Annotated in this window: 22 protein-coding genes and 1 CRISPR repeat array; of the genes, 14 read left to right on the forward strand and 8 right to left on the reverse strand. The window is 36.9% G+C overall.

The window, feature by feature from the left end:
* Positions 1-81 precede the first annotated feature (81 nt).
* On the forward strand, positions 82-762 hold the full coding sequence (locus HCX62_RS01310) for a type 1 glutamine amidotransferase (protein WP_185636741.1): 681 nt from the start codon (positions 82-84) through the stop codon (positions 760-762).
* A gap of 23 nt (positions 763-785) precedes the next feature.
* Here the strand turns inward: HCX62_RS01310 and HCX62_RS01315 are convergent, their stop codons facing one another.
* Together HCX62_RS01315 and HCX62_RS01320 are read right to left on the reverse strand one after the other, a co-directional pair.
* The gene (locus HCX62_RS01315) at positions 786-1145 is read right to left on the reverse strand and encodes a Lin0512 family protein (RefSeq protein ID WP_181334177.1); all 360 of its coding nucleotides are present in this window, start codon (positions 1143-1145) and stop codon (positions 786-788) included.
* A 6-nt stretch (positions 1146-1151) separates the two neighbouring features.
* Positions 1152-1610: a MarR family winged helix-turn-helix transcriptional regulator gene (locus HCX62_RS01320; RefSeq protein ID WP_008946931.1), complete on the reverse strand. Its 459-nt coding sequence runs from the start codon at positions 1608-1610 to the stop codon at positions 1152-1154.
* A 381-nt stretch (positions 1611-1991) separates the two neighbouring features.
* On the opposite strand from HCX62_RS01320, the gene HCX62_RS01325 reads away from it, so the two are divergent.
* Both HCX62_RS01325 and HCX62_RS01330 read left to right on the forward strand, forming a co-directional pair.
* Positions 1992-3797 carry a LapB repeat-containing protein gene (locus HCX62_RS01325; RefSeq protein WP_185636742.1) on the forward strand — a complete coding sequence of 602 codons (1806 nt, stop codon included), beginning with the start codon at positions 1992-1994 and terminating at the stop codon, positions 3795-3797.
* 106 nt (positions 3798-3903) lie between these two features.
* Entirely contained in the window at positions 3904-4335 is a 432-nt protein-coding gene (locus HCX62_RS01330; RefSeq protein WP_185531812.1) for a universal stress protein, read from the forward strand.
* A 48-nt stretch (positions 4336-4383) separates the two neighbouring features.
* Here the strand turns inward: HCX62_RS01330 and HCX62_RS01335 are convergent, their stop codons facing one another.
* Both HCX62_RS01335 and HCX62_RS01340 read right to left on the reverse strand, forming a co-directional pair.
* The gene (locus tag HCX62_RS01335) at positions 4384-5814 is read right to left on the reverse strand and encodes a CapA family protein (protein WP_185636743.1); all 1431 of its coding nucleotides are present in this window, start codon (positions 5812-5814) and stop codon (positions 4384-4386) included.
* Between the two features lie 119 nt (positions 5815-5933).
* Entirely contained in the window at positions 5934-6749 is an 816-nt protein-coding gene (locus HCX62_RS01340; RefSeq protein WP_185636744.1) for a histidine phosphatase family protein, read from the reverse strand.
* A gap of 355 nt (positions 6750-7104) precedes the next feature.
* Here HCX62_RS01340 and cas6 point away from each other — a divergent pair, with 355 nt between their 5' ends.
* The 7 genes from cas6 (at position 7105) to cas2 (ending at position 13970) form a co-directional block, all read left to right on the forward strand.
* Positions 7105-7827: a CRISPR-associated endoribonuclease Cas6 gene (cas6, locus tag HCX62_RS01345; protein WP_185637970.1), complete on the forward strand. Its 723-nt coding sequence runs from the start codon at positions 7105-7107 to the stop codon at positions 7825-7827.
* A gap of 15 nt (positions 7828-7842) precedes the next feature.
* Positions 7843-9531 (forward strand): type I-B CRISPR-associated protein Cas8b1/Cst1, encoded by a 1689-nt coding sequence (gene cas8a1 / locus HCX62_RS01350; protein WP_185636745.1) that lies wholly within the window; start codon positions 7843-7845, stop codon positions 9529-9531.
* On the forward strand, positions 9521-10390 hold the full coding sequence (cas7i, locus tag HCX62_RS01355) for a type I-B CRISPR-associated protein Cas7/Cst2/DevR (RefSeq protein ID WP_185636746.1): 870 nt from the start codon (positions 9521-9523) through the stop codon (positions 10388-10390). The genes cas8a1 and cas7i overlap by 11 nt, the downstream gene beginning before the upstream one ends.
* Positions 10368-11150, forward strand: a complete 783-nt coding sequence (cas5b, locus tag HCX62_RS01360) for a type I-B CRISPR-associated protein Cas5b (RefSeq protein ID WP_185636747.1) — start codon at positions 10368-10370, stop codon at positions 11148-11150. Before cas7i ends, cas5b begins: the two co-directional genes overlap by 23 nt.
* Positions 11151-11219: 69 nt before the next feature.
* On the forward strand, positions 11220-13409 hold the full coding sequence (gene cas3 / locus HCX62_RS01365; RefSeq protein ID WP_185636748.1) for a CRISPR-associated helicase Cas3': 2190 nt from the start codon (positions 11220-11222) through the stop codon (positions 13407-13409).
* Positions 13406-13687, forward strand: a complete 282-nt coding sequence (gene cas1 / locus HCX62_RS01370; protein ID WP_311773454.1) for a CRISPR-associated endonuclease Cas1 — start codon at positions 13406-13408, stop codon at positions 13685-13687. Before cas3 ends, cas1 begins: the two co-directional genes overlap by 4 nt.
* 4 nt (positions 13688-13691) lie before the next feature.
* Positions 13692-13970: a CRISPR-associated endonuclease Cas2 gene (gene cas2, locus HCX62_RS01375; RefSeq protein ID WP_003721310.1), complete on the forward strand. Its 279-nt coding sequence runs from the start codon at positions 13692-13694 to the stop codon at positions 13968-13970.
* Between the two features lie 197 nt (positions 13971-14167).
* Positions 14168-15758: a CRISPR direct-repeat array (repeat unit 29 nt; unit sequence GTTTTAACTACTTATTATGAAATGTAAAT).
* 134 nt (positions 15759-15892) lie between these two features.
* Here the strand turns inward: cas2 and HCX62_RS01380 are convergent.
* Positions 15893-16261, reverse strand: a complete 369-nt coding sequence (locus HCX62_RS01380; protein WP_008946948.1) for a DUF1304 domain-containing protein — start codon at positions 16259-16261, stop codon at positions 15893-15895.
* A gap of 146 nt (positions 16262-16407) precedes the next feature.
* Here HCX62_RS01380 and HCX62_RS01385 point away from each other — a divergent pair, with 146 nt between their 5' ends.
* Positions 16408-17823, forward strand: a complete 1416-nt coding sequence (locus HCX62_RS01385) for a DHA2 family efflux MFS transporter permease subunit (protein WP_185636749.1) — start codon at positions 16408-16410, stop codon at positions 17821-17823.
* Between the two features lie 131 nt (positions 17824-17954).
* Positions 17955-18959, forward strand: a complete 1005-nt coding sequence (locus tag HCX62_RS01390) for an ROK family transcriptional regulator (protein WP_185636750.1) — start codon at positions 17955-17957, stop codon at positions 18957-18959.
* A gap of 32 nt (positions 18960-18991) precedes the next feature.
* Here the strand turns inward: HCX62_RS01390 and HCX62_RS01395 are convergent, their stop codons facing one another.
* Entirely contained in the window at positions 18992-20308 is a 1317-nt protein-coding gene (locus tag HCX62_RS01395) for a 6-phospho-beta-glucosidase (RefSeq protein WP_026749764.1), read from the reverse strand.
* Positions 20309-20510: 202 nt separating this feature from the next.
* Between HCX62_RS01395 and HCX62_RS01400 the strand changes: the two genes are divergently transcribed.
* Both HCX62_RS01400 and HCX62_RS01405 read left to right on the forward strand, forming a co-directional pair.
* Positions 20511-21263: a MurR/RpiR family transcriptional regulator gene (locus HCX62_RS01400; protein WP_003726690.1), complete on the forward strand. Its 753-nt coding sequence runs from the start codon at positions 20511-20513 to the stop codon at positions 21261-21263.
* Between the two features lie 106 nt (positions 21264-21369).
* Positions 21370-21813, forward strand: coding sequence for a DUF2798 domain-containing protein (locus tag HCX62_RS01405; protein ID WP_185636751.1), 444 nt, complete (start codon positions 21370-21372; stop codon positions 21811-21813).
* Positions 21814-21858: 45 nt separating this feature from the next.
* Here HCX62_RS01405 and HCX62_RS01410 read toward each other — a convergent pair whose 3' ends face one another.
* Both HCX62_RS01410 and HCX62_RS01415 read right to left on the reverse strand, forming a co-directional pair.
* Positions 21859-23520, reverse strand: a complete 1662-nt coding sequence (locus HCX62_RS01410) for a SulP family inorganic anion transporter (protein WP_185636752.1) — start codon at positions 23518-23520, stop codon at positions 21859-21861.
* A 172-nt stretch (positions 23521-23692) separates the two neighbouring features.
* Positions 23693-24433, reverse strand: coding sequence for a MerR family transcriptional regulator (locus tag HCX62_RS01415; RefSeq protein WP_185636753.1), 741 nt, complete (start codon positions 24431-24433; stop codon positions 23693-23695).
* Positions 24434-24492: the final 59 nt, after the last annotated feature.

Consider the following 24492-nt stretch of genomic DNA (forward strand, 5'->3'; position numbering starts at 1 on the left):
ATCCCAATACCTGCTAAAAAGCGCAGTTGCACAAACCCAAAAATTCCGTCATAATAGAAAAAAATGACAGGAGCTGATAAATTGATTATTGATGTATTGCAACATGTGCCGCATGAAGGACCTGGACTTATAGCGAATTGGGCGAAAGAGAATCAGCATCAGTTAAAAATACATTTATTATTTGAAGAAAATGCTCATGTTCCAAATGACTCGGATTTTTTAATCGTTCTTGGTGGGCCGATGGGGATAAATGATACCTCGGAATTCCCATGGTTGGCTGACGAACGTGCTCTAATAAAGCGATTAAGCGAACAAAACAAACCTATTTTCGGTGTTTGTCTTGGCGCGCAACAAATCGCCGCAACATTCGGAAGTGAAATTACGGTAAACAAAGAAAAAGAAGTGGGCTGGTTCCCTATTAAAAGAACTTCTGACAAGCTACCGTTTTTCCCAGAATCACTCCATGTTTTCCACTGGCATCAAGACACATTTTCGTTACCAGCTGGCGCGACACGTTTATTTTCGAGCGAAGGCTGCTTAAATCAAGCTTTTCTGTATGCTGAAAACATTATTGGCTTACAATTTCATTTTGAAATGGAAAAGGCTGGGATTGAGACGATTTTGCAGATTGACGAGGAATTTATCACACCGGGCAAATATGTTCAAAGCCTTGCAGCGATGAAAGTGGAGGATGTTCCGGAAGATAATAAACAAATGCTTGAAGCCATTTTGGACTATTTAATAGATACAAAAACCATCTGACTAATTATCAGATGGTTTTTTCTTTAATATCCAGTTTCAACAGAAGCGTTGACGATATACATTAAATCGTTCTTATCCTCTTTGTCCTCCAAGAAAATGCCGCTCGTTGTCATCATTCCGCCAGCCATTTTCTCGATAGTCACTGTGCCATAAGGGATAATCGCGCGAATCGTATCTTCATCGAGCTTATCCGCGTCACACGGTAATGCCAATTTGATATTAACGACCATATTTTGCAAGTCGCCATCTGGTAAAAGCCCTTGAATTCCGGGCATCGAGTTAGTGAAAATCGCGTTCCGCACAGCGCGTTCAGCTGCTTTGGTTATGTTTTGACCATGGACATCGACGCCAAAGCCAGTTTGGATAAATAGAATTTGTTCCATCATAAATCACTCCTTAAAATCTTTTATTAAAGCGGCACCCGGTCGGTTTTTTGCGTAGCCTTCCATTACTTCTGTGAAATGCTTTCCGTCCGTATCTGAGGAGTCGGCGAAAATTTCTGCCATTTGTTTGCGTTGTGCGGCGCCGAGTTCGTTTTCTAGATCTTTGCCAGCTGTCGTTAGGAAAATACAGCGTTGGCGTTTGTCACGTGTACCTTGTTCAATCGTGAGAAGTTCGCGCTCTTTGAGTTCCGCGAGTGGTTGGTGTAAGGCTTGTTTGGATATTTCTAAAAATGTTAAAAGTTCATTAATAGTAAGGCCAGGCATCCGCGCTGTGAAAAATAAAATACGATGATGCAATCTTTTTAGTGAATGTTTGGCAATAATTAAATCAGCTGTCTCTGTAAAAGCCTTATAACCGAAGTAAAATAAAGCGATTTGTTGATTCATGTTTTGCTCATTGTTCATAAATATACCCCTTTTTCTGTCAATATCAACAGTATAGCATAAATAAGGAAAAGCAATAGGGGATAGAGCATCACTTTTTCAGAGCATTTTTCTAGTTTTAAATGATAATTATTTAACTAAAGCAAAACGATTTCGTGTAATATTAGTATTTAAAACCACCTATTTGTGTACAAAATGTTACGTTAATAGAATTTTCAATTTTATTTTATTTGAATAAAAAAGCGCTATCTTTGTTGATTTAAAGCCATTTATCTAAAAATAAGATTGAATAATATGAATATTAAAGCAAATCAAACGTGAAATATATTACGAAAACGTATTGAGAGTTGCTTTTTAGGCGGTTATACTTTGGGAAGAAATTAACCACTAAGGAGACTTTAAATGAAAAAAGCACTGAAAGTATTTCTTGCGATGATTTGTATATTCATAATGATATACCCTTCCACGGCAGCTCACGCAGAAGAAACGAATAATAATGTTACTATTCCAGATACCAATCTTAGAGCCTATCTAAATGGCTTACTCAAACAAGCAAGTGATGCTCCAATAACGAAAACGCAAATGAACACAATACAAACCGTGACACTTTCTGGTAGTACTTTTACAGATTTAACCGGTTTAGAAGAAGCTGATAATCTTGTCACGCTTTCACTCAATAACACAAAAATCACGACACTCGCACCGATTAAAAACCAAACATCTTTGACTTACATAACAGTTGGCGGCGACAACGTAGTAGATAGCCTTTTTGTAGATTTAAATGGACTTGTCAATTTACAAAGCATTAGCATTAGCGGAAGTGAAGTTACACATAATGTCTTCAAAAATTTTAATAAATTACCGAAATTAACCTATATCTACGCGCAAAACTCCATGAAAATCACAGATATTTCAGCGCTCGCATCTTTACCGGCTTTGACAACGCTTTTCGTGCAATTTGACGGAATTGATGATTTTAGACCATTAAATGATTTCGTAAGTTTTAAAAATGGAAACTTCAAAGCACTCGCAGCTTTCGGGCAAAATACCGGACGAACGAATCCGCGCATTACACTTAAATCAAGCAAACTAGATTTTAACGAAGCAAACCAAACGTTATATTTACCGTTCTCGATGATGCCAAATCCTTTAACTAGTTTTGATGGAACCGTCGCACCTTTTTCAAAATCGACTTCCGCAAGTAATACGTATTTAGGATTTAACGATGTGGCGCTTCCGAGTTCACGTCTGACAATTACCGACGACGGCATTACCGTAAGTGGTGTGACAAAAGAAGAGATCGATAATCTAACCGAAATTGAATACAATGCGCGCTATGATTTTCCGACAGGTAGCTACCCAACACCGCCAAGCATGACGTCTTATACAATTTCAAACGGAACATATGATCAATATTTTGATATTAGCCACACGCTTGATTTAACGGCCGATGAAAGTTTTGATTACAACCAATATGATGCCATTTCAGAAGCACAATTTTTAAAAGATGTGCAAGCGAAAACAGATGACGGAACAGCTGTAACAAGCGATTTTGACCAAGTTGTGAAGCTCGATGTGCCGGGCGAATATACGGTTACATTAAATGCAGAAAATGCTGCTGGACTTAAAGCAGCGCCCGTAAAAGTGAAAGTAACCGTTCATGAAAAACCAGTTATTACAGCAGATTCAAAAATTTCTTATAAACAAAAAACGACTAAATCAGTTGATGAATTTTTAGCTGAAATCCATGGTTCAGTTACTGGAAATGCCATTTTAACAAGCGATTTTGATAAAGTAGTAGATTTAAACACCCCAGGAGAATACACCGTAACTTTAAATGCTGAAAATGAACGTGGCCAAAAAGCAGATCCTGTAACCGTCATTGTAACAGTAACTGCCGGCAACGATGCAACAGTAATTCCAACCCCACCAACACCAGAAGAAAAACCCACACCTCAAGAAGAAACAAACAATAACAACACAATCCCAGAGATCATTAGCGAAAACTCAGAAGACCAAGCACCAGAGAAAGCGGCGACAGAACCAGCCTCATTAACAACGAAAGAAAATAACGTGGCGAAAGCAGAAAATACAAAACAACCAGAAACGAAAGCACTTCCGAAAACTGGCGATAGAGGCATGACTGCATTTCCATTAGCCGGAGTGATGCTCAGTTTGATCGCTCTAATTTTGTACAGAAAAAAGTAAATTCTAAAATATGTGAAATTGTTAGCAAAAACAACGAATGATAGGCCTAAAATCATTTTTATAGGGTATTGAATACTATAAGAAAAGTTGTAGGAGGGTTTATATGATGGAAAAATATCATCGCATTCTTGTAGCAGTGGATGGCTCTGAACCAGCCAAATTAGCCTTTGAAAAAGGACTGGAATTAGCACTCAAATTAGACGGGGTACTTGGAATTGCAAGTATTGTCGATTTACGTGCCTTTTCTCCAAATGTTTCTTATGATGGTAGCTTGGAAGAAAAAGCCGAACTCGAACTAAAAACGAGCGTCAATGAGTATGCCGACAAAGCCAGGGCAGCAGGAGTGGAACATGTTGAAACTTTTGTGGCTAAAGGCAACCCGAAAATCTTGCTTTCTACCGATATTCCTGCAGAGTTTCAAGCAGATTTAATCATTTGCGGAGCGACCGGGATGAATCGAGTGGAAAAACTAGTATTAGGTAGCGTTTCTTCTTATATTATGGCTCACGCAATTTGCGACACTTTAATAGCTCGATAAAAAAGAGTAGATATCTTCTGAAATGGAAGGTATCTACTCTTTTGATTATCAAAATGGATCAAAGTAGCTATATTCTGTTACGCCGCCTTCGATTGGTTTACTGATGCGGTTAAGTTCGTCGACAATTTTTTTCGCATCTTCGCCAAACACGGGAAGCGGTTGATAGTTATTTTCCGTTGTACTACCATCTGAATTTTCATAAGTAGGGACGATGGAAATATCTTTTAGGACGATTTTGTTATCTTCTTTTGTAAAGCGTAGTTGGAACATCGAAGTCATGCGCGAAAGTAGGGTTGGATCCGCTCCGAAAGCAAAGTCGCCCATGCTGTAAACGATGTACTTATCTTTATATTTTTCTACACTTTCAAGACGGTGCGGGTGAGAACCCATAATTATATCAGCACCAGCATCTAAAATCGCGTGGCCAAATTCAGTTTGGTAACTAGTTGGCGTTTCGCGGTATTCGACACCCCAGTGCATATTGACAATAACTAGTGTATCTTCTTTTTTATATTTTTTAATGTCTTTTACGATTCTTTCGAGATAAGCTGGAGATTGCTGACTCATGCGGCAATCGTAGCCAAGCATGACAGTTTTCATGCCTTTAATCGTTGTTTCAAGTGGAGCGTCTGCATTGAAGACTGGAATATTGTTGTCTTTAAATGCTTTTAATGTGTCGTCATAGCCAACTTGGAAATAATCCATTGTGTGGTTGTTTGCGAGATTGGCTGCATCAACACCACTTGCTGGTAAAAAGGCTACGTGAGCGGGGTCGCTTTTGATACGCCACATTTTATTTTCGGCTTTTGTTGCGTTTGTAAAGGCACTTTCGGCGTTTATTACTGTGTAGTCATCTGATTTGAACCAAGGAAGACAGTTTTTAAAAACATAAGTATTGTCGCCGTTATTTTTTTTGAATACATTATCGAATTTGAGGTGTTCGGGCGTTTCTGGATAGGTTCCAAATGAATTATCACCAACCATGGTTAAAGTGACAACGCCTTTTTCTTTTAATCCTTGTTGGTTCGTTGCAGCTGCGGCATAAAACCAATCATATTGCGTTGTTTTTTCGATAGCTGATAGTTTTTGTTCGCTTGCGAGAAAGTCTGGATACACTTTGCCAAGTGCTTTTTCGTCTGCTTTACCAGTTGTATATGACTCGACGGCTTCTAGGCACGCTGTTAGATTTTGGAGATATTCGCCGGATTTATTTTTTTCGGCGGGGTAGGATTTTAGTTCTTTAATTAATTGATTTAAATCGGAAATAGACTCTTTGTCTGCTCCTGAGCTTGCTAGGGCATTCAAAGTTTTCTTAGCTTGTGCTGAAATGGTTTTAACATTAGCTGGACTTGATTTTTTCGGTGTTTCGGTTGGAGTAGCTTTTTGTTCCGGTTTGCTCGTGGAATTAGTGATCCAAAAAGCGCCTACAATAAAAACAAGTACCAAACCAGTGATAATAATATAAGTAAGTTTCTTCAACTAAATGTCCTCCGTGGTTCCTTTTTCTCTAAGTATAGTAATTGTATGAGAGAAAAACAAGTCTTTATTTAGTAAAACAAAAGCCCAAAATATATATTTTGGGCTTTTAAGCGAACTATTTATTTAGAACCATTTTCAACATAGCTTAAATCATTTACATCACCAATAGTGAATTTACCATCTTTGTAAGTGATTTTAGTTACACTTGCATTTTTGATACCAGCAGCAGGAAGTTTGTAACCTGGTTCGATAGTATCAAGTAGCGCGCCAATGCTTAGTCCGTGGGAAACTAGTAATACATTGCTATCGCCATTTTTGCTTTCTTTTTTAGCAACTTCTGTTAAACCATCTTTTAGACGAGCTTGGATAGTTGCATAATCTTCAGCAGGCCAGTTTTCGCCTTCTTTAACACGAGTTTTATCAAGAGCAGCTACGCTATCCGCGAAGCCTTTTGGAGAGATACCAGCTTTTTGCCATTCTTCTAAAGTTTTACCTTGGCTTTTCGCAATATCAGTCCACATATTTTCATTTAAATCGCCTTCATAAGAACCAAAATTGAATTCACGGAAACGTGCATCAGTTTGTACTTCTTTATCAGCAGATTTAGCACTTTCTTTTAAAATTAAGTTTGCAGTTTGGATAGCACGACCACTGTCACTGCTGTAAGCTGCAGAGAAATCAACGTCTTTTAATCCTTTACCAGCACTTGTAACTACTTTTTCACCAGCTGGAGTAAGAACTGCATCAGACCAACCTTGTACACGATCAGTTGTGTTTAACATTGTTTTACCGTGACGTACTACATAAAATGTTACTGTACCGTCTTCTTTAGTTTCTTTTGTTTCTTTTTTGTCTGCAGATGTACTGTTACCGCAACCTGCAATTAATAGTACTGCGCATAATGCCATCAACAATTTAAAAATATTTTTCTTCATCTTGTTCTCCTTTTTTTGTAAGTTTTTAGCAAAATAAAAACCTAGATAAATCGAAAATTCGCCTAAAAAGCCAATTTTTGATTTATCTAGGTTATGCCCAAGTTGGTTACATTCCTAAATAAGGTTATTTTGTTTATAGGACGATTTTATCATGGATGGAAAGCGGTTACAAGTCTAATTTTAGTAAAAATAGTAAAATGTGAAAATTTTATTTTGGGAGGAAAAGTGAAAAAAATAAAGAAAGTTATTCTTAAATGTTCAAAAAAACACAGACTTACAAAAACCCTTTATTTGCAATTGATTTGGACGTTTTTTTATGTTAGATTTAACTCATAGAAATGGAGGTGGAGACACAATGAGATTAAAGATAAATTGTGATTTTGATTCTAAAATAATTCCAAAAGATTTTCAAAGTAAAGTTGTTAGTTTATTCAAAGCGGGGATAACGAAATCGAGTCCAGAGAGATATGAGGATTTGTTTGGTGGGAATAAACATAAACAATATACGTTTTCCGTATACCTGCCCAAACCTCGAAATAAAGGCGCAGAAATTCATTTAGATGAGGCGAATTGTATTATTAACTTTTCAACAGGAGATGCGGAAACCGGAATCATTTTTTATAACGCATTGATAAGTTTGAAAGGTAGCAAAGTTTTATTTGGAACTGGGAATCATATTACGATAAAAAACATACAAATAGTCCCGGAGAAGAAAATTATCGGCAATCGGACAGTTTTGAGAACGCTTTCGCCAATTGCCAGTCGAGCTCATGATAGGGAAACTTTCAAGAATTGGTTTTACAGTTTTGAGGATGAGGAATTTGAGCCAACTTTGAAAAGAAATATGTTGCCTTATTTAATGGATGCATTTGGTGAACAAGCTCGTTATGATTTGGAGAAATTGAAAATAACGCCAATTTCGATGAAGAAAGTAGTCGTTTATTGCCACGAGATACATATTGAAAGCTCGGTCGGGATTTTTGAATTGGAGGCTGAGGCTTATTTGCAGAAGTATTTGGTGGATAATGGGCTTGGGACGATGACAGGATCTGGATTTGGCATGGTAGAGCAGTTTTAGACTGGAGGTGGAAGAATGCAGACAGAAATAGAAGTACGGGCAGATGATTGGCTGATAAACGCAGGTTTAGTAGGCTTTCTAAATATTGTTGGAAAAGAAAATGTAAGAATTGATGGACAAACGATTTATTTTACAGCTGATTTATTAGAGGATTTTGAAACCAAGTATTTTAATTTTTTCATTAAAGAATATAAAGAAACATTATCTTGGTCTAAAATTGTTTCCTATAAAGATATAATGGAACGATTTAGAGCGGAGGATTTTGCTTCTTTTGATGAAGAAGCCTTAGCTAATTTAAATAAGTATATGAAAGATGTAGTTAAATTTTATTTGAAGAAATCTAACTATATTAAGGTATTTTCGTTAATTGATGCAAAAGCTAATGTAAATAAATGGCTAGAAAATTTAAATACGATTAATCTGACTAAAAAGCAAAAATGGGAAGATGTGAAGGCGGATATAATTGAAAAAGTGAAGCAAAATTATACTCAATTAGATGCTATTATTGATTTTTGTGCGAGTGACAAAGGTCTACAATATCTAGCTGCAAAGAATCTGATTTATTCTGTTATTAATAAAGGGTGGTCAGGAATATCTTTCCTTTTGAAACAAACAAAAATTATGGATCCTTATTTAGATTACAAAACTAGCTTTGTTGATCCAATAATAGAATATTTAGATACAGATTTGTCTAAAGCAAAATATAATTGTTTCAGCTGTAATCAACCAATTAAGAATTTGAAATTAGATCTTAGTTTTATGAATGAAGTTGGATTTGATACTGCAAGAAAAACTGCACACGTATGGGATTTTAATAATGATGTTGCAACTTGTCCGATTTGTCGTTTGATTTATTCATGTGTTCCGGCTGGGTTTACGTATGTTTACGGAGAAGGAATGTTTATCAACGATTCTTATGGTGTAGATGAGTTACATCGTGTTAATGAACGCATGCGGAACTCTATATTGCGTTTTAACAAAGATGGAATTAATTCAACTAATACTTATCGAGCACTTGTGGAGTCTATTACGATGGAGCATGAAAATAATCGACGCTATGAACTTGCAGACATTCAGTTAGTTAGATACGAAAACGAGCATTACCGTTTTAATTTACTTTCTAAAAAAATGTTGGATATTGTAAATGATTCAAGGGGAATATTGAAAAGTTTAATTCGTTGTGGTTATAAAGAGGGTAACTTGAATATTAATTTGTATAAAGAGGTTATCCAACATTTAATGAACAACGAAAACTTATTTACACTTATTCATAAATTAATCTATTATAAGCAAACTAATGTGAATGGGCTATATTATAATATGGGACATGTTTCAGGGATTTTAGATATAAATACAAAATTTTTGAAGGAGATGGAAGTGATGACAAATATTTCTCAAAAACAATTATGGTTTGTACAAAATTGTGGGGCGGAATTTAAAGAAGGTTACGTTACCAAAAAGTCAGAAAATAAAATTTCGGGAATAACATACAAATTATTAAATTCTTTAAAGGTCAATGATAAAGATGGATTTATGGATACTTTATTGAATAGTTATTCCTATTTAGCTAAGCCAATTCCGAATGTATTTATGAATGTGTTTACGAATGATGAAGCTTTTAAATCAGTAGGTTATGCATTTATGCTCGGTGTGGGTGGAGAGAAAACTAAAAAAGAAGACGGGGGAAACACAGATGAAAAATAAAGGACTAGCAATGACAATCATTTTCCAAGCAGAAAGTGCTAACTACGGGGAGTCTCTTGGTAATATTTCTTCGCTTAAAAAGATTTCTAGAAATAACGGTGACCAATATACATATATTTCTCGCCAAGCAATTCGCTACAACTTGATGGACCAAATTGGGGAGAAAGAAGCTCCTGTAAAGGCTGAAGGTGGCGGCGATAAGAAAGTCATTCAATTCTTGAGTGAGGCGACTATTACAGATTTCCCAGAACTTGATTTCTTTGGTTACCTTAAAACAGAGAAAGGAAGCGGTGGGCAAAAACGTTCTGCAAAAGTCCGTTTATCTAATGCCATTTCGCTTGAAACATTTAAAGGTGATTTGGATTTTCTAACGAATAAAGGTCAAGCCGATAAAATAAATGAAAACATGAATATAGCACAAGCTGAAATTCATAAATCTTATTATCGTTATACAATTACGATTGATTTAGATCAAATTGGTATTGACGGAAATATTGAAATTGATAATAAAGAAAAAGCTCGTCGTGTGAAGAAATTGATGGATACAGTGGCGTTTTTATATCGTGACATTCGTGGACGTCGGGAAGATTTGAAACCACTTTTCATTATTGGTGGAGTTTATGATGTTAAAAATCCAGTTTTCCAAAATGTTGTAGATGTGGTAGATAATAAGATTGTAATTAAAAATATTAAAGATTTACTTATGTATGAAGATATTAAAGTAAATACGAAAGTGGGTATTATTGACGGGCAATTTGCTAATTCTGATGAAGTGAAAGCAGAACTAAAAGCAGAGTCTGTACCAGTATTCTTCAACGATATTAAAGGAAAGATTGATGCTTATTATGAAAGCAATTAGAGTAAAACTTTGGCAAGACTTGGTGAATTTTAAAAAACCAACTAGTTTTCAATTAAAAGAAACGTATCCTTTGCCACCTTATTCGACTGTAATTGGGATGGTTCATACGCTTTGTGGTTTTACGAGCTATCATGAAATGAAAATTAGCATTCAAGGCAAGTACTTTTCGAAAGTGAATGATTTAGCGACAAGATATGAGTTTAAAAATGGCGGGAAATATGATGTGGAACGTCACCAAATTAAAGTAGATAAGTATGGTGTGAGTCGTGGTGTATCAACGGCAGAGCTTCTTGTGGATTTAGAACTACTGTTGCACATCATTCCCGAAGACCCATCACTTGTACCAATCATCGAAAAAGCATTTAGAGAGCCTATCGAATTTCCATCGCTTGGTCGCCGCGAGGATATTGCGACTATTCAAGAGGTAGAGATTGTGGATGTGGAGAAACGGCAATCTAAAAAAAGCACAGAAATATCAGATGGTTACAATGCCTATGTGCCAATCTCGCTCACTGAAAATAATTCTATTCATTTCAAATCACATGAAAGCTCGGTTGGTCGCGATAAGCTGCTAGGTACAAGGTATTCGCTAACTGAAAAATATGAAAGAGTTAATCACGGAACGGAAAAAGCACCCAAGTTTTTCCGTAAGTGGCGAAAGAAAGATGTTATTTACTCAAGTAGAATTTTCGTCTCTAAGAAAGATGTTTTCTTTTTTGATGAAGATAATTACTTAGTCTTTATTGAAGAAGAGGAGTAATAAATAACGATCAATTACCCCTTGAATGCACTGTATTCAAGGGGATTTTGTATAAGGAGCGGTCCTGAGATGCAGAAATATTTAGCGAAATCTAACCCGAAAGAAACAATTCAAGAACATACGGATAATTTATTAAAAAACTATCAAAGGCTAAAAAAACTATACCCAGCTGTGGAAATAGATTGGTATTTACTAGAATTAGTTTGTTTACTACATGATTTAGGGAAAATGAATCTATTATTCCAAAAGAAAGTGGGTAATGATTTTGGTAAAGGCAAAGGCGAAGAAATTCCGCATGGTTATTTGTCTGTTGCATTTGTTCCAGATAGTAAACTTGAAGAAATGGGATACTCTGAGGATGAAATAAAAGTAGTTTATCAAGCAATTGCGCGACATCATGAAAGAAAATATGATTTTTCTGATTCAGATTGGAAAAAAGAAATTATTAGATTAGAAGAGCAGTGGACGAATTTTAATTACAGTCGGCTAGGAGAAAATGCGGAATATAGTAGTGAAGTAGAAATGTTGTATTTCTACCCAGGATCCCGAACTTTCGAAGGTAATTCCGCGGCTGACGCAGAAACATTCAAAAAATATGTTCTACTAAAAGGCTTGCTCAATCGGATTGACTTTGCAGCGAGTGGGGGAATTGATGTAGAGCTAGAAAATGATTTTTTAATGGATTCGATGAAAGTGCAACTAGCCCATTTTAAAGCGGAAAATCCAGAAGCTGATTGGAACTCTTTGCAAAAATACATGATGCGGCACCAAAATGATAATATCGTCGTTATTGCTGAAACTGGCATGGGAAAAACTGAGGCTGGGCTGCTTTGGCTTGGGAATAATAAAGGCTTTTTCACGCTGCCACTGCGCACGGCAATCAATGCGATTTATGAGCGAATCACGAAAAATATTGTTACGACTAACCAAGCTGAGAGAGTTGGTTTACTGCATTCGGAAACTTATAGTCAGTATTTGCTGCACGAGGGAAATGCGGAGATGGATATTGATGAATATTATACGAGGACGAGGCAAATGTCTTTACCTGTAACTATTTGCACGCTCGATCAATTGTTTGATTTTGTCTTTCGTTATGCAGGTTTTGAGCATAAATTAGCCACTTTATCTTATTCCAAAGTGATTATTGATGAAATCCAGATGTACTCATCAGACTTATTGGCTTATTTGATTTTAGGGTTGTCTTATATTGATAAATTTGGCGGGAAGTTCTGCATTATGACGGCGACTTTACCGGGGATAGTGACAGATTTACTTTTAGAAAATGGTGTGAATTTTGTCCAACCAAAAGAAAAATTTGTATCGTCGCGAGTTCGTCATAGCATGGAGATGGTTCATACGGAAATTGAAAGTGAATTTATTAAACCATTTTTTAACAATAATCGAATTTTAGTTATTTGTAACACTATAAATAAAGCGAAAAAAATCTATTTGGAGTTAAAAGAGCATTTTCAAGGTGAAGAAATTCATCTCATTCACAGTCAATTTATTAAAAAAGATCGTTCGGCTAAAGAGGATGCGATTTTTAAGGATGGGCAAAAAGATAGTACGAAAAAATGTATTTGGGTGGCAACGCAAGTCGTGGAAGCTTCTTTGGATATTGATTTTGATTTACTGTTCACGGAATTGTCGGATGTGAATGGGTTGTTTCAGCGGATGGGCAGATGCTATCGAAACCGGGCGCTGGATGTGGATACGAATGTCTATGTTTTTGATGGTGGGGCGAAAGTTTGCTCAGGAGTTGGGACTTTTATCGATAAGTTGATATTTGGAAATTCTAAGACGATTTTGAATGAGCATGCTGGCGTTTTGACAGAAGAGAAGAAAATGGAGCTGGTGGAGCAAGTTTATTCAACAGAGGCTTTGAGTGGAAGTGAATTTTATAACGATTTGATAGAAATGATAAACTATGTGAAAGCTTTTGATAGTTATGAACTGGATAAAGCGGATGTTCGTATGAGATTTAGAAACATTAATTCGGTTTCTGTTATTCCGGAAAAAGTGTGGCAAGAGAATGCGGAAGAAATTAATTCATGTTTTGTTGCTCTTCGTAAAACTTCCAAAGAAATATCAACAAAAGAGAAAATGATTGCAAGAACCAATTTAGCTGAATTTATGGTGAGTGTTCCTGACTATCTTTATAAAAAAGGTAAGAGTGTTGTTCGTGAAATAAACCGTTATGAGAATGTTGTTGAGTTTAAATGTGGTTATTCGGATGAGATAGGGATTTTTATGCAGTGAGCTCTCTTTTAATTGCTGATCGGATTATTTTTAGTTTGTTAAACAAACATATTATTACCGAAGATGATTTTGAAAAAGAGGCTAACTTTTGCTATATGAAAAAAGCAGCTCGGCAAAAGGTATTACAAGCGTATGATTTGCGTATGAAAGAAACAATTAAACATCGGGATTTAGGAAGAAATGTATCTTATCGGCATTTAATTCGCTTAGAATGTTATAAATTAGTAAAGCATTTGATGAGTGATAAAGAATACGAAGCATTTAAAATTTGGTGGTGAAGGTATGTATGTAATTTTAATTTATGATATTTCAATAGAAAACGGTGGGGCAAAAGTCTGGAGAAATGTATTTAAGATTTGTAAAAAGTACTTAACTCATGTTCAAAAATCAGTTTTTGAAGGTGAAATAACTCCGGCGCTTTTAGTTAAGTTAAGGATGGAGTTAGATAAGTATATTCGAGATGATCAAGATTCAGTGATTGTATTTTCTAGTAGGCAACAAAGGTGGCTAGAAAAAGAATTTTGGGGATTAACGGATGAAAAAACTTCTAATTTCTTTTGATGTTCTCGGTCTATCGACCTTTAGTAGTGCGAAAAATAGTGGGGTTCGACAGATTTAGGTAAATCATTGGGGGAGAAAGAGTTTGAAGTTTTTAAGCGGAAATCTGAAGGGATAAGTTATGATTTTTACGCAATTTTTAAGAGGTCGACAAAAATAGTGACCTGAGTTATGATGGGAGTAGGCGTAAAATAGAGCGGGTTTTAACTACTTATTATGAAATGTAAATAAAATGTTACAGAGCCAAGCGACATACCTGTGATAGCGTTTTAACTACTTATTATGAAATGTAAATTTCATATGGATTGCGAGGCGGGTTAAATGACATGTAGTTTTAACTACTTATTATGAAATGTAAATAGGCGATTACAAAGAAGAAGCAGGAGCATGGATTCGGTTTTAACTACTTATTATGAAATGTAAATATTGATGCCATCATCGGTTCTAATAACGGCATTCAGGTTTTAACTACTTATTATGAAATGTAAATCCCAATTAGTACTCGCAACAATTGTGCAATTTTATATGTTTTAACTACTTATTATGAAATGTAAATATTGCTCGAAGCTTTTTTTCACATCTTTCGACATTTCAGTTTTAACTACTTATTATGAAATGTAAATTCTTCTCTAAGCGCTCGATTTTAGCATCTTTTTCGTTTTAACTACTTATTATGAAATGTAAATAAGAATTTAACGTGGAACCGGAAAAAATTTTAGACCGTTTTAACTACTTATTATGAAATGTAAATCTTACAGCCTTCACGTTCTAGTTCCTCCATTAGTGTTTTAACTACTTATTATGAAATGTAAATATGACCACAAAGCAAAGCAATTGGTGCCGTTAAAATACGTTTTAACTACTTATTATGAAATGTAAATAGTCTTTAGTATGGTTGCTATGAAAATGGCTTAGGGTTTTAACTACTTATTATGAAATGTAAATCCGTAACCGGCGGCTGCTATGGTGATGGTATATGAGTTTTAACTACTTATTATGAAATGTAAATTCTTTTTCAAATAAAGCCACAAAAAATAGCGGTAGCGTTTTAACTACTTATTATGAAATGTAAATCTCCATATTTTTTAGCTCGATTAGTAAATTGTTCAAGTTTTAACTACTTATTATGAAATGTAAATTCATAAATACCCTATTGAATTAGTGAAAAAGAATCTCGTTTTAACTACTTATTATGAAATGTAAATTCATCATTTGAGTGCCTGCCTCGATAATACCGGGTAAAGTTTTAACTACTTATTATGAAATGTAAATATGGATGATGTGTTAGTGTGAAATTGAAGTTTATACCGTTTTAACTACTTATTATGAAATGTAAATACAAGGAACTTTATTTTGATGTGTGTGGGTGAAACAGTTTTAACTACTTATTATGAAATGTAAATACACTAGTGACCATTCTGCAAATTACTTGCTCTTTATCGTTTTAACTACTTATTATGAAATGTAAATAAGCTAACTGTTTGCGAAACTTTACCGTAACCTGTGTTTTAACTACTTATTATGAAATGTAAATACAGCTTCACTGATCAATTTAATATTTAAAGCAGAGTTTTAACTACTTATTATGAAATGTAAATATTCTTTAAAGTTTGTAGAACGTTGGGCTGTTAAACGGTTTTAACTACTTATTATGAAATGTAAATTTGGGCCATAAAAACATAGCCTCCTGAATATCCTGTTTTAACTACTTATTATGAAATGTAAATTTATTTTCTTCTAAATATGCTCTTACTTTTTCGCGGTTTTAACTACTTATTATGAAATGTAAATTTGTACATCCAGTTAGTGGCTTGGTAGATATATCCGTTTTAACTACTTATCATGAAACCATAAACTTCCTCTCAACATTCAAACTCCAAAAATAAAAAAGACCTGGACCCCAATCCAAGTCTTTTCCCATACACCTAAACCAACAAAACCACAACCAACGCCAAAACCGCCGGCAAGCCCTGCTTCACCAAAATCCCTTTAGAAGAAGTCAGTCCGCCAAACAGCGCCGCCACAACCACACAACTCAAAAAGAAAATCTGCACAGTTTCTGCCATTCCAGCCCCAGCAAAAAACAATCCCCACACAAGCCCTGCCGCAAGAAATCCATTATAAAGCCCTTGATTCGCAAACAGCGTCTGTACTTTCTTATTCGCAAGTAGTTCCTTCTCCACACCAAATGTCTTGGCTGCGAGTTTGGTGTTGGCGAAAAACATTTCTAAAATCATTATATAAATATGCTCGATCATTACGATGAAGGTTAAAATAAATGCTAAAATGGCCATGAAAAATCCCTCTTTTCTACTTCGAAGTATAGCATAGCTTGTAAATTTTTCGTAAAAATAGAGCTTGAAACGTTGACTTATTGGCGAAATCTCCGTAATATCAAACGTAGACTACTTAATTTTTAGTCTGAAAAGGGGGAAATTATATGCAACAAGAAGCAACAGGTGGGCAGAAGATTCGGCCAATACCGATTATTGCCTCATTTTTGATGGCGGGGTTCATTGGGCTATTCAGTGAAACTGCTCTTAACATGGCGCTTAGTGATTTGATTCAGGTGTTTGATATTAGTTCAGCGACAGTGCAGTGGCTTACGACAGGTTATTTGCTAACGCTTGGAATATTAGTACCGATTTCGGGATTACTTTTACAATGGTTTACGACACGAGGATTATTTTTCACAGCGGTAAGTTTTTCGATTGCTGGTACGCTGATTGCGGCGCTTTCGCCAACGTTTGCGATGTTAATGATTGGGCGTGTAGTGCAAGCAGTAGGTACGGCGCTATTACTACCATTAATGTTTAACACGATTTTACTGATTTTCCCAGAGCATAAACGTGGCTCGGCAATGGGGATGATCGGGCTGGTAATTATGTTTGCACCAGCAGTTGGTCCGACAATCTCAGGACTTATTTTAGAAAACTTGACTTGGAACTGGATTTTCTGGATTTCCTTGCCATTCCTTATTATTGCGTTATTATTCGGAATGAAATTTATGCAAAATGTTTCGGTTGTTACGAAGCCGAAAATTGATATTTTATCGATTATTCTTTCGACGCTAGGTTTTGGTGGAGTTGTATTTGCCTTTAGTAGTGCGGGAGAAAGTGGTTGGGGAAGCGCGACGGTGTTAGTTTCTATCATTGGTGGTGGAATTGCACTTGGGCTATTCGTTTGGCGCCAACTAACAATGGAAAAACCTTTAATGGACTTGAAAGTATTTAAATACCCGATGTTCACTTTAGGGCTTATTTTAGTATTTATCAGCTTTATGATGATTCTTTCGACGATGATTTTACTACCGCTATACTTGCAAAATAGTTTAGCGCTCGCGGCATTTTCGGCGGGATTAGTATTACTTCCAGGTGGGGTGCTGAATGGTTTAATGTCACCATTTACTGGGCGTTTGTTCGATGCATACGGTCCACGCGCACTTGTTATCCCAGGATTTATCGTAGCTGTTATTGCGCTATTTTTCTTAACGAGAATAGAAGTTGGAACATCTGCATTAACAATCATCGTGCTGCATTCGGTATTGATGATTGGGATTTCGATGGTTATGATGCCGGCGCAAACGAACGGTTTAAACCAATTACCGCGGAAATTATATCCTGATGGCACGGCGATTATGAACACGTTGCAACAAGTTTCCGGCGCGATTGGAACGGCTGTTGCGATTACGATTATGTCTGCTGGTCAAAAAGCTTATATGGAAACGGCGCAAGGGATGGGACCTGAACAAATGGTTGCTTCACTGACAGCTGGAATTCAAAATGCCTTTGTTTTCGGGCTAATTATGGCTTGTATTGGGCTTGTATGCTCGTTGTTTATTCGTAAAGCTAAATAAGAAAGTGAAGAGAACTTCTCATAATGAGGGGTTCTTTTTTTATTTTGACAAATGGGTTCTGAGCGGTTAAACTGATAGTGAATATAGTTTATAAAGTTTGTTTATTAACTTTGCGAATGGAGCGATTGATTATGGCACTTCCTCGTGATTTAAAAGAATTGAATAAGAAAAATATCAAGTCGATTTTACGACAGCAAGGTGCGATGACGAAAGCGGAAATTGCTGAGGTGACTGGGCTTAGTGTGGTTACAGTGAATAAGTTGATTCGTGATTTAGCAGAAAATGAAGAGATTTTGGAACAAGATAATTCGGTTGCGACTGGTGGAAGAAGAGCGGTTTCGTATAAAATTAATCCTAATTTCCAGCAGGTGTTGGTCGTTAGTTTACAAGAGAAGTGGAAAAAGATTACTTATTCTTTTTCGGTGTATAATTTGCTTGGTGAGCCGGAGTTTGTGGAGGATATGTCTGGTGAAGATTTGGATATTAATGCGCTGAAAAGGAATACAAAAGATCTTGTTTGTGCTTTTCCGAAGATTTCTTGTGTTGTGATTGGGGTGCCGGGGATTGAGATTGGTGGTAAGCTGCGTGCGATGGACTTTCCGCTACTTTTAAATGTGCAATTGCGGGAGACTCTGGAGGCGGAAGTGAATTTGCCGGTGTTGGTTGAAACGGATACGAATGCGGCGATTTTGGGGTATAAAAATCGGCCGGTTGAAGAGGACAATATTGTGGGGCTTTATTATCCGGAACGTTTTCCGCCGGGTGCGGGGCTTTTGATGAACGGCGAGATTTTGAAAGGGCGGAATGGGCTGGCAGGGGAGATTAAGCATATGCCGCTTCAGGTGGACTGGGATAATTTTGACTTTTCGGTGGATGAAATTAAAGCGCATATTCGTAAAATGGTGCTGCTCGCGATGAGTTTTTATGATCCGGAAACGATTGTGTTGTATACGAATTTTTATTTTGGGCAGAAGGATTTTATGGAAGAATTGACGGCGGAGTTGAAGCGGGTGTATCCGTATGCGGTTTTGCCGGAGATTGTGTTGTCGCGTAAGTTTACGACGGATTACCGGATTGGGCTTTTGGCGTTTGGGATTGATTATTTGGAGAATAATATGACGGATTGGCGGATATAAAAAAAGAGCCCTTTGACAGGCTCTTTTTCTACTTATTTAAAGAAATTCGGTAAATACTCTTTATGCGCTTCTAACATTTCGTCAAGAATCTCACGAGCTACAGATTCGCTTGGTGTTAGTGGGTTGATTGTCATTGCGAAAAGGGCTTTGTCGTAATCGCCTGTAACTGCTGCTTCGGCTGTTAGGCGCTCGAAAGTTTTGATTTCTTGGATGATGCCGTTGATAGCGATTGGAAGGCGTCCGCTTGCTAGTGGGATTGGGCCTTGGCGAGTGATGACACAGTTTGTTTCTACTGCGGAATCAGGATCGATATCAAGGATGGCACCGTTGTTACGAGTATTAACGATTTGAATGTCGCGTTTGTCGTTGTAGATAGAGTTAATTAGATTACATGCTGCTTCACTGTAGTAAGCGCCGCCGCGTTGTTCTAATTGTTTTGGTTTTTCAGCAAGTTCTTCTTGTTTGTAAAGCTCGAATAATTCAGCTTCTACTTTTTTAACAACTTCTGCACGAGTACCATGTTCTGCGTATGCGCGAGCTTGGTCTTCCAGTTGTTGTTTTGTTTGCCAGTAGTAGCGTAAGTAGTCGATTGGAATCATGTTTAATGTACGTAAGAATGTTTTGTCCCAGCCAGTTGCATTGATGTTTTTAAGGCTTGAGCCAGCTTCATCTTCTGTCATTTTGAAAACAACATCTTTTGTTACGTCTTTGCCATTATGATAAACAGTTTTCGCGAATACCATGTGATTTAGACCAACGAACTCTACATAAATTTCAGAAACGTCTACGCCAAGAGTTTCAGCGATATTGCGTTCGATTCCGATAGGGCCGTTACATAAGCCGACAACTTTCTTTTGGTTACTGTAACGAAGAACTGCTTCTGTTACCATTCCAGCAGGGTTAGCGAAGTTGATTAACCAAGCATCAGGGCAAAGGCGTTCCATGTCTTTACAAATATCTAAAATTACTGGGATTGTGCGAAGTCCTTTGAACATGCCGCCTGGTCCGTTTGTTTCTTGACCAACAACGCCGTATGAATTCGGGATACGTTCGTCTTTAACACGTGCATCTAATAAACCTACACGTAATTGTGTTGTTACGAAATCAGCGTCTTTTAAAGCTTCTTCGCGGTCTAGTGTTAAATGGATTTCCATGTTAACGCCAGCTTTTTTCACCATACGTTTTGCTAAATTACCAACGATTTCTAATTTTTCACGACCAGCTTCTACGTCTACTAACCATAGTTCACGAACTGGTAATTCGTCTTGTCGTTTAATAAATCCTTCGATTAGTTCGGGTGTATAACTTGATCCGCCACCAATAGTCGCGATTTTAATACCTTTAGTCATTTATTTATACCTCCAAGGATATTTTTTTGAAAAGGCTTACTTATTTGTAGTTGCCTTTTCTTCTCACAGTTATAGTATAGGAATTTTATGGAGAAATAGCTAGTATTTGGTTAGGTTTAGGTAAGGATTTTCTAAATAGGAACTTGTCACATTTGAGTAACGAGGTGTTACATGGTAAAATAAAGCGAAAAGAGGTGCGGAAATGCTTTTTTTGGATAAAAATTTGGAATTAAATGATACGGAATTAGATATTTATAATTATATTGTGGCGAATTTAGATAAGGTTGTGTATATGCGGATTCGCGATTTGGCGACGGAAGCGCATGTGAGTACGACGACAATTCTGCGTTTTTGCCGAAAATTTGGGTGTAATGGTTTTTCGGAGTTTCGCGTGAAGTTGCAGCTTTATTTGGAAGAGCAGAAGTTGGCGCAAATTGATATGGCGGATGAGACGACTTATATTGATTTTCTGAAACGCACGGCACAACCGGAGTTTAAAGCGCAAATTCAAAATGCGGTTGAGATTCTTCGTGACCGCGAGCTGGTTTTATTTGCGGGAGTTGGGTCATCAGGCGTGATTGCTGAATATGGTGCGATTTATTTTTCGTCATTATTTACGTTGGCACTACATATTGAAGATCCGCTCAACCACCCGTTTTACCATTTATCGAGCAAATTATCGGATAAAATCTGTATGATTGCGATTTCGGTGGAAGGGGAAAATGAGGATATTATTCGCTATATTCACCAGTTGAAGGCGCAAAATTGTAAAGTAATCTCGATTACGAATAGCGCGAAATCAACTATTGCGAGGCTTTCTGACGCGAATATTGCTTATTATATTAATAAGGAAATGTATCAGGAAGCGAATATTACGTCCCAATTGCCGGCGCTATATACGATTGAAAATATTGCCCGGGAAATAAGAACCCAAATTGATAAAGAGAAGATGTAAAAAGCTAAGTTTTGCTTGGATTTCCGAGCAAAACTTTTTTTGTAACAAAATTGTCACTTACGAAGAATTTTTTAATTTGCTACGATAGTTCTTTGGAGGTGAAATTATGTACAGTAATATGAAAGAGAAGGTCGTTTTTACATTTATTATGTGTTCTTTGATGATTTTATGCATGAGCTCTTATAATATCTTTCTTGAAAATGGTATTGGTACAGATTCTTTATTGATTGTTTTAAAAGCATTTGTCCCGTTTCTTTTTATTGGATTTTTATTAGACTTTTTTGTTGTCGGAAAAATTGTGTATCGTCTGCACGCCCTTTTGGTTAGTGAAGATGCTTCGAAATTTAAAAAGATCATTATGATGCAATTATTAATGGTTACGTTTATGTGTGTGCTTATGTCAACGCTTAGCCTGATTGTGAACCAAGGCGAATGGAGTCATTTAGGCGTTCTTATTTTACGCAATTATTTTGTGGCTTTATTTTTGCAAATCTTTATTGTTTCACCGTTTGTGCGGTTAATTAGTCCGCGGATTTTTGCGCTTTTGTAAAAATGAAAAACGCTTAGTCGAGTTTAGGCCCGGCTAAGCGTTTTATTATTTATGTTTGGCGTTATAAGCATCGAGTGCGTCTTCCACGGTTTTCTTCGTGTAGCCGTCATCGATAATGTAGCCAAGATCGTGTTTTCTAAAGCTTGTTTTCAAATGGTCGATGAGGTCGGCGAAGTAATACTCAATGCCTTTGTCATCAAGCCATTTTAGCAAGTCTTTCATTGATTCTGTAGAGGTTGTATCGATATTAATAATCGCACTAGCTTCGAAAATGACTAATTTTGTATCATCTTGGACAGCTTCTTTTAAGCCATCTGCGAATTTATTAAAGTTCCCGAAGAAGAGCGATGCGCTGTAACGATAAATAACGACATTTGGAATTGGTTTTGCTTCTGGTTTACGTTTTAAGTCGAAGTAACCATGACGTCCGTCAATCACTCCAAGAATCGCAATTGGTGTTTTCATCGAACGACTTACTACATTAATGAATGATAGGAAAATTCCAAGTAGTACCCCGAAAATAACTCCAACTAAAAGTGTTCCAAGTGCAGCAACGATCCAAACAGTTGCCTCACGACGAGAAACGCGGAACAATCCTTTTAACACATCCACATCAATAATCCCAACTAACGCAGCGAACACGATTCCGGAAAGAACTGGTTGTGGCATATAGTAAAGTAAGCCACTTAGGAAGGCGACAATCAGCGCGATAATGACTGCGGCGACAATTGAAACCATTTGTGTTTTACCACGGAATTGTTCGTTAGCAGCAGTTCTTGATACGCTGGCACTGGCAGGAGAACATCCAGAAAATGCAGCGACAAAATTGGAAATACCGTAAGCAAATAGTTCGCGGTTGTCATCGATTGTATATTTGTTACGCATCGCAAAACTTTCACTTGGCAAAAGCGAACCGGCGAATGTAGCGATGGCACAGACAAACCCACCACCGATAGCAAGCGCCCATGAACTAGCACCAAAATCTGGAAGCGCTAATGATGGGAATCCGACAGGGATTTTACCAACAATATCAACATTATATTGGTCTAATTTGAAGAAATAAGCTGCCATCGTCCCGAGGATTAAAACAACGAGCGACATCGGGATTTTTGGAATGGCTTTTTTGCACGTTATAACGATAATAATGGTCACAATACCCATGGCAAATGAAATCCAATTGGACTGGAAAAACTGTCCGAAAATAATGCCTAGACTAGAGAAGAAACTATCTCCGCTTTCTTTTAGGCCCATTATCTTAGGAATTTGACCCATTATAATGGAAACACTAAGTCCAGAAATGAATCCACTAAGAACAGGGGCAGATATGTATTTTGCAAACCGTCCTAATTTTAATACGGAGAAAAGAACTAAAAACACGGCACAAAAGAATGCAAGAATTGGGGCGAGCGTAATGGCTTCTTTAGATCCAGCTGTAAGTCCGGCTGTTCCTAAAATTATCGACCCTGCGATTGCGCTTGCCGTTGCATCAATCCCAAAAACAAGTTGCGGCGAACTGGCGAAAATAACATAGGCAAGTACCGGTAAAAATGACGCATATAAGCCATAAATAGGCGGTAGCCCGGCTACTTGTGCATAGCCCATTGCAACAGGAATTGTTAGTGCAGCAACGCCAACTCCGGAAATGACATCATTTCGTAAATAGGATATCTTATACCCATTTAGTGAAAGTAAGATGTGTTTAAACATAAGTTCCTCCCTTGAAATGTATTTGTATTTCTTATTCTACAGCATTGCTACTTATTAATGAAATCTTATACTATTTACCCCGTTATTCGTTACGCCAATCCTCTTTTATGTGGATTTTTTCAACTTTTCCAATGAAAAACCACGATTCCTTGATAGGAAATCGTGGCTACTTTTAATTGTTTTTTGCATAAATGTGCATTGCTTCTTTTAAAAAGGCGGATAGCCCTTCGCCGAATTGGTCGATATTTTTAGTGAAGCGCTCATCGGCGACGTACATTTCCCCAAGGTTTGCGAAGGCTTCTAAGGAATAAATGTTGCCATGGGTATCGTTCAAGTAATGGAAAAAATGAGATACGGCTTGTTGTGCTTCTTCGGATTCTGGATTGCTGTTTCGAACGGAAGCTAATTGGCGAAATTCAGCATCAAAGCTTTCTTTTAAGGCGTTTTGGTCTTTTTCAGTCATATTGGTAACTTTTTTATTGGCTTTTTCTACTACTTTATCGCCCCAAAGTTTTTTTGCTTCTTCTTCATATGGATTAGAGGAAAAATCAAAACCAGTGAATTTTTCTTTGTTTGTCATTGTTATTTCTCCTTTTTCGTTCTTGATGGTCTGGTCGAGTGTTGTTAGCATGGCTTCGATTCGCTGTTTTTTCTCTAGTAATAAATGGCGTTGTAAGTCTAGTGCCACCTCTTTATCAAAGTTAGGATCATCAAGAATTTGTTTTATTTTTTTCAAAGGGAAATCGAGTTCTTTAAAGAAAAGAATTTGTTGTAATTTGTCGACGTCTTTTTCTGAATAGATACGATAGCCGTTCCAGTCGTCTTTTTGTGGGACGAGTAGGCCGATTGTGTCGTAGTGGTGGAGTGTGCGCACACTTACACCAGTGAGTTCAGCTAATTCTTTTGTTTGCATGAATGATTCCTCCTTCTGTTTTTACTATAAAGTATGACGCCACGTGAGAGTCAAGCATG

The sequence above is a fragment of the Listeria swaminathanii genome (genome assembly GCF_014229645.1).
Taxonomy (GTDB): domain Bacteria; phylum Bacillota; class Bacilli; order Lactobacillales; family Listeriaceae; genus Listeria; species Listeria swaminathanii.